The following is a 12,695-nucleotide window of genomic DNA, read 5'->3' on the forward strand; positions in this document are numbered from 1 at the left end:
GCTCGCTGGTGAGTACAGCGTTGAACGAGCAACTGTGCCGCATCACCGTGATCGGGCCGGAACGCAAGGTCGATCTGGCCGTGCCGATGCGGATGCCGGTCGGCAACCTGATGCCGATGCTGGTGCGGCACACCACCGATCTCGGCCGGGTCCCGGACGGTGACGTCGCCGACGAGTCGTGGGTGCTGCAACGCCTCGGGCAGACGCCGTTCGAGCTGTCCGGCACGCCGGAGAGCCTGGACTGGCTGGAGGGCGAGGAACTGCACCTGCGCCCCACCCAGGACCCGCTACCGGAACTCGCCTTCGACGACCTCGCCGAGGGCGTCGCCACGATGGTCAACCGGCGTGGGGACCGATGGCAGCCGGAATACCGCCGGGTGCTGTTCCTGGTGCTGTCCATGGTGGCGATGGGAGCGCTCGCGGCCGTCCTGGTCGACCGGGGCCCGGTGCTGCCGCAGGTGATCGGTGGCGGCGTGCTCGCTGTCGGCCTGCTCGTCGCCGCGCTGGTCAGCGCGCTGCGGCAGAGCGACGGCGCGTTCCCGCTGCTGTTCGGTTGCGGTGCGGCGTTCTTCGCCGCGGTCGGTGCGTCCAGCGCCTCCGACGGCAACCCGGACGGTGTCTCGCTGAACGGCCCGGCCCTGCTGTCGGCTGCGGTCGCCGTCACCGCGGTGTTCGCGTTCCTGCTGGTCGCGCAGCGCACCTTCGCACCCGTCATGCCGTTCCCGCCGCTGCTGATCGGCGGCGTGACGGCGGTGATGGCGGTCCTCGTCCTGCTGACCCGGGGCATCGCCGAGATGACCGTTCCGTCGGTCTCGGCCACGGCCGTCGCCGTGATCCTGACGCTGATCGTGCTCGCCCCGCGGATGGCGGTGAAGTTCTCCCGGCTGCGCGGGCCGCAGTTGCCCAAGACCGGCGCCGACATGTCGTACGACATCGAACCGGAGGATTCCGACCTGGTACGGACGCGGGCCAACGACGCGGACACCTACCTGACCGTCTGCATGGTCTCGTCCGCGTCGGTGCTGCCGTTCCTGATGTACTTCACCATGGCGGTTCCGGGCTGGTCCGGCTGGACTCTGGTGCTGGTGACCTCAAGTGCAATCCTGCTGCGCTCGCGTACCTTCTTCGGCCTCTGGCAGCGGATCGCGCTCGTGGTGGCCGGTACCGTCGGCTACCTCATGGTGGTCCTCGAATTCTCCGACATGTTCGGCCCGGCCGGCCGCTACGTGCTGCTCGGCGGTCTCGCCGCGCTGCTGATCCCGCTGGTGACGGCGGCGCTACGGCCGTGGCCGCGGCGCATGCTGCCGTTCTGGGAGTACACGGCCACCGGTCTGGACGTCGCGACCGGCCTGGCCGTGCTCCCGGTGCTCGCGCAGGTGCTCGGGCTCTACGCCTGGGCCCGAGGACTGTTCGGGTAGGCGCCGGTGCAGACTCAGCGCGACCACGTACACGCCCATCAGTTCATGATGGGCCGGTTGAGTTCCGCCCTCGTGCAGGGTGACCCGTCGACCGCGGAGATCCCGGGCCGGCGCGCCCTCACCGGACTGTCCTTCGGCGTACTGATCAGCGTCCTGGTGGTGGCCGGGTTCGCCGTCTACGGCTGGATCGTCCCCGGTGGCAGCAAGGCGTACACCCAGCCCGGGATGATCCTGGTGGAGAAGGAGAGCGGCACACGTTTCGTGTTCCTGAACGGCATGCTGCGGCCGACACCGAATCTCACCTCGGCCATGCTGATCCAGGGGCCGTCCGGCACCGTGAAGCTGATCTCCAAGGAATCGCTCAAGGATGTGCCGCGCGGCCCGTCGATCGGGATCGAGGGCGCACCGCAGTCCATCGCGACCGACTCGATGGTCACCGGCCCCTGGCTGACCTGCCTGCCCGGTTCGGTGTCGGACTCCCCCGGTGACCGGCTCGGCCTGAACCTGGACCCTCGGATCACCGGCACCCCGGTGCCGGCCGACGGCTTCGTCGTGGTCCGGGGACCCCAGGCGGCCACCTACCTGGTGACCGCCGACCGGAAATACCGGGTGAGCGATCCGGCGGTGCTCGTCGCGCTCGGCGCCAGCACGGCGCGGGAGGTGCGGGCCCCGCAGGCCTGGCTGGATTTCCTGCCGGACGGCCCCGCGCTGGCCCCCGCCAAGATTCCCGGCGCCGGTGAGCCCGGGACGGTGGGGCCGGCGAGTCATCCGGTCGGCACGCTGTTCCGGCAGCAGCCGGACGCCGGTGTGGAGCAGCTGTTCGTCCTGCGGCGCGACGGCCTGGCGGCGATCAGCCGGACCGAGTTCCTGTTCGCGACCGCGACCAGCGACCGGAAACCGGTCGAGCTGGACGCGGCCGACCTGGTCTCGGCCCGCAAGTCCGACGACCGCTCGCTGCTCACCCGGCTGCCCGACCTGACCGGCCTGACTCCGCGGGAGCCGGGACCAGAGGTGCTCTGCCTGCGGCAGGCGCCGGTGGGCGAGCAGCAGTTCACCAGCGGCGCGGTGTTCGTGCCGCCGGCCCGGTCCGGCGTGGACCCGTCCGGGCGGACGTCGGTGCTCACCGCCCCCGGCTCGGGCATGGCGGTCATCCCCGCGCCGTACCAGGCCGGCTACAGCAAACCCCTGCCCACCTACATCGCGGACGACGGAAAGGCCTACCCGATCGGTGACCCGGATTCCGCAGCGGCGCTGAAGCTCGACAAGGTCGCGACCGTCCCCTTCCCGAAGAACCTGCTCGCGTTGCTGCCCACGGGCCCGACGCTGAGCGTGAGGGCCATCGCGGCCGCAGAAGTAAGGTGAGTCGATCTCATGGCATCCCGGTTTCGTGACCTGCTCGGTGGTGGCAAGGACCGGCCCGACGGCGGCATCGTGCAGCACACCGTCGGCAACGCCCTGGTGGTCCACTCCGCGGACGCGATCAGCTCCGAGGCGCAGTCGCTGGCACTGTCGATGATCGAGGATGCCGAGAACGACGTCGTCGTACTCGACCTCGGCGACGGCATGCCGATCACCGCGTGGGAGTCGGTGGCGGTGGTGCTGCCTCGCCGTCGTCGTGGCATCCGGCTGGTGGCCTGCGGCCGGCACCACAACTCCGCCGCCATGGCCGGGCAGTGGCTCTCCGAGCGTCTGAACCGTACGGTGATCGCCCCCGACGGTGAACTGGTACGCGGCTCGGCCGGTGCGCTGTTCGTGCACTCCGTGCCGGGTAGCGGCTGGGTGCGGTTCCGGCCCGGCCGGCCGCCGACCTGGGATGCCAAGCGATACCCCACCCCGTTGTGGGATAGGGCCTCGATCGAGACGCGGGCCTCCAGCGCGACCGGTGAGATCGAACCGATCCCGGCCGGCGTGTGGATCCACAGCACCCGCAACCCGGAGGTGGTCGAGCAGCACCGGCAGCGGCTGACCGCGTACGTGCCGTGCAACCCGGACACCATGACGGTGCTGCTGGGCTGCCCCGGGACCCCGGCGCTCTCCCTCGACGACGTGGTGCGCTTCTGGCGCGGCCTGGACGAGGAGAACCGGCAGCGAGTGCGGTTCGCGCAGTTCGGCGATGTGCGCATGCCCGAGGGCGAGGCCTTCGGGCAGGCACTGGCCGACCTGCTGAACACCAGTGTGGTCTGCTACACCGGCATGCCGATCGGCAGCCCGCAGAAACACGAGATCCGTACGGTGCTGCCCGACGGCACGCTCGGCTGGGCGCCGTTCTCTCTCGAACTGGTCTACACACCCCGCGCGCATCCGAACTCCCGGGCCCGCCGCCCCACCGTGCTGACCCACCGCCCGCCGCTGCCGACGGCCGAGGAGATCTCGCCGCGTGTCTACTGGTTCGCCCCGGGGCCGTGGTCGAGGTCGTGCAGACCGGCCTCTGGGTACGGTCGGCGGAGGAGCCGAAGAACGCCGAGCAGGTTCGCGCCGCGATGCTCGACGCCGAGGGCGGTGTCCTCGTCTTCGACGACACCATCCACTCCGCCACCGGCCGGATGCGCGAGCTCGCGGTCGACCTGGCCGCCCGGGTCAGCGGCATGGAGGGCAGCGGCAGCGCGCTGATGCCGGCCTCCGTGCTGGTGCCGGGCGCGAAGCCGGCCAGCCGGGCGCAGGCGGTCATCGACCTGGAGGAGGAGACTCGCAAGGTCTCCTCGGTGGCACCCATCCCGGTGTACGTGGAGGTGGCCCCGCCCGCCCCGGGGGCGGCGGAGAACATGGTCATCGCCGAGGTGTCCCTGCCGTCGCGGCTGGCGGTCGACGCGCCGGGCGAGGAGGAGCAGATCCAGCTGCCCGGCGCCCGGCAGCAGGTGCGGGCGGAACCGGCGGGGCACCGGCGCCCGTGCCACCCGTGCCGGCGGTGGCCCCGGCGCCCATGCCACCCGCGCCGGTCGTCTCGGCCCCGGCGGCGCCCCGGATCCTGGTGGAACCGGCCCTCGCTCCAGCTGCCGGACCGGCCATCACGTCGGTCCCGGGGTTTGTCGCGAGACCCGTTGTGCCCCCGGCCGCCGTGCCGGTCCCGTCGTCGGCGGCGGAGCCCGTACCATCGGCCCGGTCTTCGGCTCCGGCTCCGATCGCTGAGCCGGTCGTGGTGGCTCCCGTCGCACCGGAAAACCCGGGCCCGTCACCGGCGGTCGTGCACGCCACACCGGAACCGGTCGCTCCGCGGGCTCCCGAACCGCCGGCGATGCCGGCCGGGTTCGCCGAGCCCGGCCCCTCCGCCGTGCCGGAGCCACCGACCGCGCCCGAGCCGTCGACGATGCCCGAGCCCCCGACCATGCCCGAGCCCCCGACCATGCCGGCGGGCTTCGGCGGCTCCCTCGGCACGGACACGTCGCTGCCGATGGCACCCGTCGTCGAGCCCACCGTCGTCGCGGCGCCGCCCGCCCCACCGGCTCCCGCCCCACCGGCTCCCGCCACGAAACCGGTTATCGCCGTCCCCGCGGCCCCGGAGCCGGTGGTGGCCGACCGCGCACCCGAGGCGACGCCGGCCCCGCCGCGGTCCGGCGTCCAGTGGCAGCCGGTGCCGGCCGCCGGTGCGAGCGCGCTGCTCCGGGAGAAGGGACTGGGCGACGAACGAGCCTGGCTGCGCCGTACTCTCAGCCGCGAGTTCGACGTGATGGCCAGCTCGGTCTCCCGGACCATGTCCGAGCACCCCGGCATGCAGGGCTCCGGTCTGTCCACCGAGGACGTGCTCACCGATTCGGTGGCGCTGCGGCTCTACCTCACCGCCCGTGGCCCGGGTGTCGATGCCGGTCTGCGGTCCGGGCGCAACGGCCCACACGTGCCGTTCGCCCGCTGTGTGGTCTCCGGGCTGTCCCGGATGTCGTCGTTCCGTGGGACGACGATCTACCGAATCACGCCGACCGCGGACGAATGGGACCTCTACCAGCAGCGCAAGCTCGTCACCGACTGGGGTTTCGTCAACGCCCTGACCCAGCCGTGCTCCAGCCAGGACGGTGACACCGACGTGCTGATCTGGTCGATGACGGCTCGGCGTACCACCGTGCTGGAGCCGGAGGGGGACGAGGCGGTCGAGGACCGGGTGCTGTTTCTGCCGGGCACCAACTTCAAGATCCTGGAACTGCGCCGGCCCTCCGTGGGGGAGCGTGGCGCGGTCCTGATCCGGGAGATCGGCACCAACGAGATCGACGACAACGGCAAGGTCGACGCCAACCGGGTCTCGCTCGACGAGCTGGCGGTGACCTCACTGCGGCGCAGCGTCGACCGGTGGGCCACCGCCGAGCCGCGCCGGCGGACCGGCGTCAAGGCCGGTGGGCGTAATCGGACACTGCCCGGACTGGAACGGAACACGCAGCCCGGATCGGAGCGGAAGGGATGACGCCATGAGTCGGCAGGTTCTCGTGGTCGGTGACCGGAAGCCGGGTTCCTACCCGACGATCGGTGCGGCGCTGTCCCGGGCGGAGCCGGGCGCGACCATCAGCGTCCACCCGGGCAGGTATGTCGAGAAGCTGGTCGTCGGCAACCGGGTGACGATCAGCGCGGCCGACCCCGGCACCGTCGAGGTGCACGTCGAGGAGGGCAGCGTTCTCGTCGTGCACGGTGAGGGCGCCCAACTGCGCGGTGTCGCGCTGAGCAGCGACGATCCGAAGCTGGCCGCTGTCGACGTGTACGCCGGTGAGGTCGCCCTGGACGACTGCCGGGTCCGCGGTGCCTCGTGGGTCACCCTGCTGGCGCGCATGCAGGGTTCCGTCGCCCTGCGCGGCTGTGACATCACCAACTCGGTCGGCGCCGGGGTCGTGGTGATGTCGGTCGGTTCCAGCACGATCGAGGACACCGTCATCCACGATGTCGCGACCACCGGTGTGGTGGTCGGCGAGAAGAGCGCCCTGACGCTGCGCCGCTGCCGTGTCACCACCGCCCAGGCCAACAGCGTCTGCGCGGGCGGCGACTCGCGGCTCACGGTCGAACAGTGCGAGATCACCGGCTCCGGCAAGCCCGCATTGGTGATCGAGCAGCGGGCCTGGGCCCGGGTGCGTGCCTTGACCGTCACCGAGAGCGGCAACGTCGACGTGTTCGTGCGCGGCGAGGCCGACGTGCAGATCAGTGACTCCACCTTCACCGGGGCGGCCGTACAGTCGGTGCACCTCACCGAGGGTGGCTCGCCAGCCTTCAGGAACTGCGTCTTCAAGGGCGCCAAGCACACCGCGGTGCAGGTGCTCAGCGATGCGAAGCCGACCTTCACCGACTGCACCGTCAGCGACGTCCCGATCGGGATCAGCACCGGCAGTAACGCCACACCCCGGTTCATCGGCCTGACCGTTCGCGGAACCGGCGACAACGTCGCGGTGATCGGCGGTGACTCGGCCGTCACGATGCACCGGCTCCGGGCCGTGGTGGCCAAGGGCGCCGGTCTACTGGTGCAGGAGAGCGCCTCGTTCGAGGGCGCCGACCTGGTGGTGGACTCCGGTGGCGCGGTGGGCCTGGCCCTGAGCGGTCCGGCGCGGGGAACGGTCCGCGAAAGCCGGCTCACCGGTACGGGCGCCGCCGGCGTACAGGTGGGCCCGGGCGCCGATCTGACCCTGGAGTCGTGCGTTCTGCGCGGTACCGGCCTCGTCGTCGAGGGCGCCGTGCAGGTGCGCGACAGCGAGGTGGTCGACGCGGCGCGGGACGGTCTGCGGATCAAGGGCTCGGTGACCGCCACCCAGACCCGCGTGCGTACCGCCGGAGCCGACGGGATCAGCCTGGAAGCCGGCTCGTCGGGTTCCTTCGTCGACTGCGAGGTCCTCGACAGCGCCGCGGTGGGGGTGAACGTGGACACCACCGAGCCCGTGTCGCTGACCCGGTGCGTGGTGCGCGACAGCGGCAACGACGACGTCCGACGGGCTCCCGGCGCCAAGGTGACCACCGACGCGCTGACCGTCGGGCGACGTCCACAACCGGCCGCGCCCGCCGGTGTCTCGCAGGTGTCGTCCGATCCGGTTCCCGCCCCGCTTCCCGATCAGTCCGGTGACAGCGCGACGAGCGGCAAGGACGAGCTCAGCGAGCCGTTGCGTGAGCTGAACAGCCTGATCGGCCTGCGCGGGGTGAAGCAGGAGGTCACCGCGCTCATCAACCTGATCAAGATGTCGCAGGTCCGGCTCCAGATGGGCCTGCCGATGCCGCCGATGAGCCGGCACCTGGTCTTCGCCGGCCCGCCCGGAACGGGCAAGACCACCGTCGCCCGGCTCTACGGCTCGGTACTCAAGGAGCTTGGCATCCTCTCCAAGGGACACATGATCGAGGCGGCCCGGGCCGATCTGGTGGGCCAGTACATCGGGTCGACCGCGATCAAGACCACCGAGCTGGTCACCAAGGCGATCGGCGGCGTGCTCTTCATCGACGAGGCCTACACCCTGTCGGCGGGTTCCGGAGGTTCCGGGCCGGACTTCGGCCAGGAGGCCATCGACGCCCTGATGAAGATGATGGAGGACCACCGCGACGAGCTCGTGGTGATCGTCGCCGGGTACTCCGAGCTGATGGAACAGTTCCTCGCCTCCAACCCCGGCATGGCCTCCCGGTTCACGCGCACCGTCGAGTTCCCGAACTACTCGGTGGAGGAACTGGTCACGATCACCTCGAACCTGGTCAGCAAGCACTACTACGAGCTGACCGACGACGCGACCGACGCCCTGACCGAGTACTTCACCAGAGTCCCGAAGAACTCCACCTTCGGTAACGGCCGTGTCGCCCGCAAGCTGTTCGAGGCGCTGATCAACAACCAGGCGTCCCGTCTGGCGATGATGCCCCCGACCAGGGACAACGAACTCAACAGGCTCACCGCGGCCGACGTCGAGCCCGAGCTGGCGCAGCTGGAGGACCTGCCGGTCGAGCGGACCGCCCAGCCGGACGCGGCGACCGATCCGACCGGAGCCATCAACGCCGCCCGCAGCTGGAAGCGAGTCTGTGAGCTGGTCGGCGGCCGTGCGGTGAAGGAGGCGGCCGGGCAGACCCTGCTGCAGCTCTGCGAGGGACGCAACCGCCGTCGTGGCCCCGGTAAGACCGGCAACGTGCTGATCAGCGGGCGCCCCGGTAGCGGTCGCGGAGAGTACGGCCGCCTTTACGCGGCCGGTCTGTCCGAGCTCGGTCTCGTGCCGGTCGGTCAGTTGGTACGGGTGAGCACCGGTGTGGAACTGGCTCCGCAGTGGCCCGGTCAAGCGCGCAGCCTGGTGGCCGCCGCGCTCGACGACGCCGCTGGTGGCGTGCTGCAGATCGGCTGGTCGGACGACGGTAGCGGCTCGGCCCAGGAGATCGGCGAGGCGCTGGCCGACCAGATCCGCTCCCGCCTGGGTGACCCGGTGGTCGTGCTGATCGGCGAGGAGGCGGTCCTCGCGAGTCTGCGTGCGTCCGTACCGGCCATCGGTGAGGTGTTCGGCCAGCAGTGGTCGGTGCCGGAGCTCAGCACCGACGAACTGGCCGCGATCGTGGTCCGGCACCTGGTGCGTCGGGGGCACGAGATCCCCGAGGACGTACGGGCGGCGTTGACGGCCCTGGCCGAGCAGCTGCCCGAGCGCACCGTTCGTGCCGCCCACCAGTTCTCCCTGGCTCTGGCCCGGCGCACCGGATCTCGTACCATCGCGCTGGCCGATCTGGCCCTGCCGCCCTCTGCCGCCGTGGGCGGTCAGCCGGTCGGTCTGGCCGCGGTCGGCTGACCGTCCCCCGTCAGAAAGGCACCGCCGTGCAACCCTCCTCCTCACCCGTCCCGCCCACTTTCCAGGAGTTCATGGAGAACGCCCAGCGGCTCGAGGAGCGGATGCGCCGAGGCCAGGCGGAGCTCGAGAAGACGGTCGTCACCGGCCGCTCGCAGGACGGGACGGTCGTCGCCGTCTCCACCGGTCTGGGCAGGCTCCAGGCCGTCCGGGTGGATCCCCGGGTCTACGAGCAGCGCGACGTCGCATCATTGCAGAGAGCAATCATGGAGGCGATGCGGGCGGCCGGGGAGAACGCCGCGACCCTGGCCGCGGAGAAGATGGGGCCCGTCGAGATCAACCTCCATTGAGAGGCCTCTGAGCTGGCAATGTAGAAACCTTCATGGACCCTTCAATTCCGTTGAGGGTGCCGTGGAGATTTTTTGAAGAACGTTTAAAGACACTCCTTCCGCCCACATCGAGTGACGGAGGTGTCTGTGGAGAAGGTCGATGTCGCGGTGCACGCGCCGGACCCGTTGACCCATGCGGGGCTGGTCAGTCATCTTCGGACCCGGTCCGACATCACCGTGCTGCCCGCCGAGGAGCGGTCCCGGGCAGATGTGCTGATCGTCGCCGCCGAGCGGCTCACCACCGATGTCATCGCCATGCTGCGGCTCGCGGCCGGTGAGGTCGGCGCCCCCGTGGTGCTGGTCGCCGGCGAGATCAGCGAGCAGGAACTGCTGATCGCGGTGGAGTGCCGGGTGGTGGCCATCCTCCCGCGTGCCGTGGTCACCGCCGAGCGTCTGCTGCACAGCGTCCTCGCCGCAGCCTCGGGTGGCGGGGTCCTGCCTCCGAACCTGGTCGGCGAGTTGCTCAAGCACGTCGAGCGTCTGCAACGTGACGTGCTCACCCCCAACGGGTTGAACGCCTCCGGCCTCACCTCCCGTGAGATCGACGTGCTCCGCCTGATGGCCGACGGCCTCGACACCAACGAGATCGCCGACGAGCTGTGCTATTCCGAGCGGACGGTGAAGAACGTCATCTACGGCCTCAACCACCGGCTGAAACTCCGGAACCGCTCGCACGCGGTGGCTTACGCCGTGCGTTCCGGCGTGATCTGAGGCGTTCGTGCCGGGTTCAGCCGTGATCGCGCGGCATACCGTCGGTAGCGCGCTGGTGCTGCACGCCCGCGAGCAGATCAGCGCGGAGGCCCGGTCGATGGCACTGTCGGTGCAGGGCGATCCCGACAACGACATCGTCATCCTCGACCTGCACCACGAACTGCCGTTCGACATCTGGGACTCGGTGGCGGCCGCGCTGCACCGCCGGGGCCGGGGTATCCGATTGATGGTCTGCGGCGCGCACCCGGAGACCGGGGCACTCGCCGGTCAGTGGCTGTCCGACCGGCTGGGCCGTCCGGTGATCGCTCCGTTCGGCCGGCTGATCCCGGGAGCGTCGGGTCTGCTGTTCGTGCACGCGGCGGACCTGGGCGGCTGGGTCTGCTACCGACAGGGCAGGACGCCGGTCTGGCAGTCCAAGCGCTATCCGGTGCCGGCCTGGGACGGCGCGGCCGTCGACTACCTGTCGATCAGTTCCACCGCAGCGGCGGAACCGCTTCCCGGCGGTGTATGGCTGCGCGAGAGCCGGGACGAGGCGGCGATAGCCGAGCACTGGCACCGTCTCATGGCGACGATGCCCTGCCAGCCGCATGCGATGTCGGTCGTCCTGGGATGCCCGGGCACCGCCCCGCTGAGCCTCGACGACATCGCCCGGTTCTGGCGCGCCCTGGCGCCCCAGGGCCGCAGCCACGCTCGTTTCGTTCACTACGGCCCGGTCGCCCTGCGCTCGGGCGAGACGGTCGGCCAGGCCCTGGCCGACCTGCTGGAGAGCCCGGTGGTTCTCTTCGGCGGAGTACCCGCAGGCAAGCCGTCGGAGCCGTCCCTTTTCACGGTGGGCTCCGACGGCCGGCCCGGGTGGCAGGTCTTCGCCCGGGAACTGGTCTATCAGCCCCGCGACAGCCCGGGGGCCGCGCCGAAGACCCCGCGCATCCTCGAGCACCGCGCCCCGGAACTGCTGGGTGAGCCGCTCGGCTCGCTCGCCTACCGGTACACCGACGACGCGGTCGTCGAGGTGATCCCCTCCGGCCTCTGGATACGGGGTGAGAGGCCACCCCGGTACGCCGACCGGGTTCGCGCCCTCCCGGCGGATCCGGACAGCATGCGTATCGTCGTGGACGATGCCGCGCCGGGCCTCGTGGACCGCTACCGCGAACTCGCCGGCGACCTGGCCGGCCGGCTCGACCAGGCCACCCGTGACCGGGCGACCACTGCGCTGTCCTCGGCGGCAGTCCAGGCCGGCCCGCGTACCCCCGGCCAGGCGCATGGAGTGGTGACCGCCCCGCACGATTTCCCGGACCGCCCGGTTCCGGCGTCTGCGCCGGAACGGCTCGTGCCGGAGCCCGCCGTCGCCCCGCCCGGTCTCACGGTGGCCGGGCCCACGGCCGTGGCCGGACCCACGGCGCCGGTCCCGGCGGAAGCCGCGGTGGGCCCGTCGTCCACCACGCCGCCCACGCCGTTGCCGGCCCGGCCGTCGTGGGCCGCCGGCCCGACCATGGCGCTGCCGCTGCGGCGTCCGGATCATCCCGCGGACCCGCAGAAGCCCGCCCCGTCATGGGCCGCCCGCACCCTCGAGATCCCGACGGCTGCTGCCCCGACGGCTGTTCCGGCGTCGAGTGCCGCGCCGCCGTCGGACGTTCCCTTGCCGGCTGTCGTCCGGGAATCCGCCGAGGCCGGCGAATCCGGCTACTTCCAGCAGACTCCGGGCGACGAGGTACGCGGCTACCGTCCCGACCTCGACCCGGCAGCGGAACGGGCCTGGCTGCGCCGTGCCTTCAGCCGGGAGTTCGAGGCCGCCTCCGGTGGCATTTCCCGGATCCTCGCCGAACACGCCATCCTGCAGAGTGGCCCCGAGGCTATGGAGCACGCGGTCGCCGTCCGGCTCTACCTCTCCGTCTGGGGCGACAGCGTCGACAAGATGCTGCGCCTGGCCGAACCGGGCGTACACGTCTCCTTCGCCCGGTGTGTGGCCACCGGTCTGAGCCGGCTGCCTTCGCATCGCGGCGTCACCTACGCGGCAGCCGATCTGACCCCGGACGAGATGCGGCATCTCGCCCGCCGCGAGACGCTGACCGACTGGGGGTTCACCAACGCGCTCATCGAACGGCCCGCCGGCCTGCCGGGGAACGTCGAGGTCATGCTCTGGTCCACCACGGCGCGGCGTACCCGGCTGCTGGAGCCGGAGGGTGACGCGGGCCTGCCGGGACGGGTCATCTTCCTGCCGGGAGCATCGTTCAAGGTGCTCGAGTTGCGCCGGCCCACCGACGGCGCACGCGGGTTGCTGATGCTTCGTGAACTGGTCCGCGGCGAGGCCGGGTTCGGCCGGAGAGTTCCGCTCGACGACCTGGCGCACGCTGCTCTGCGCCGGAGTGTCGAGCGTGACGTCGGCGCCGGTCCGCCGATGCCGGTGACAGTCGCCAGCCGGTTCGTCGGCGTCCCCGGGATGATCTGAACCGGTCAGGTCGCTCCGGAGGGTGGTGACGGCCGCC

Annotated in this window: 6 protein-coding genes and 1 pseudogene; all 7 read left to right on the forward strand. The window is 71.3% G+C overall.

What is annotated here, in order from left to right:
* The first annotated feature begins 8 nt into the window (after positions 1 to 8).
* The 7 genes and pseudogenes from eccD to ACQPZW_RS11345 all read left to right on the forward strand — a co-directional run bounded on the left by eccD (position 9) and on the right by ACQPZW_RS11345 (position 12,658).
* Positions 9 to 1,418, forward strand: coding sequence for a type VII secretion integral membrane protein EccD (gene eccD, locus ACQPZW_RS11315; protein ID WP_433794801.1), 1,410 nt, complete (start codon positions 9 to 11; stop codon positions 1,416 to 1,418).
* 6 nt (positions 1,419 to 1,424) lie between these two features.
* Positions 1,425 to 2,780 carry a type VII secretion protein EccB gene (gene eccB / locus ACQPZW_RS11320; protein ID WP_433794802.1) on the forward strand — a complete coding sequence of 452 codons (1,356 nt, stop codon included), beginning with the start codon at positions 1,425 to 1,427 and terminating at the stop codon, positions 2,778 to 2,780.
* A gap of 9 nt (positions 2,781 to 2,789) precedes the next feature.
* Positions 2,790 to 5,805 (forward strand): annotated as a pseudogene (locus tag ACQPZW_RS11325) (hypothetical protein).
* A gap of 4 nt (positions 5,806 to 5,809) precedes the next feature.
* Positions 5,810 to 9,115 (forward strand): right-handed parallel beta-helix repeat-containing protein, encoded by a 3,306-nt coding sequence (locus tag ACQPZW_RS11330; RefSeq protein WP_433794803.1) that lies wholly within the window; start codon positions 5,810 to 5,812, stop codon positions 9,113 to 9,115.
* 71 nt (positions 9,116 to 9,186) lie between these two features.
* A complete protein-coding gene (locus ACQPZW_RS11335; RefSeq protein WP_433797505.1) occupies positions 9,187 to 9,462 on the forward strand; it encodes a YbaB/EbfC family nucleoid-associated protein in 276 nt (91 codons plus the stop codon).
* A 126-nt stretch (positions 9,463 to 9,588) separates the two neighbouring features.
* Entirely contained in the window at positions 9,589 to 10,212 is a 624-nt protein-coding gene (locus ACQPZW_RS11340) for a response regulator transcription factor (protein ID WP_433794804.1), read from the forward strand.
* Positions 10,213 to 10,234: 22 nt separating this feature from the next.
* Positions 10,235 to 12,658, forward strand: coding sequence for a hypothetical protein (locus ACQPZW_RS11345; protein WP_433794805.1), 2,424 nt, complete (start codon positions 10,235 to 10,237; stop codon positions 12,656 to 12,658).
* The last annotated feature ends 37 nt before the right edge of the window (positions 12,659 to 12,695 follow it).

The organism is Actinoplanes sp. CA-252034 (assembly GCF_050956125.1).
GTDB lineage: Bacteria > Actinomycetota > Actinomycetes > Mycobacteriales > Micromonosporaceae > Actinoplanes.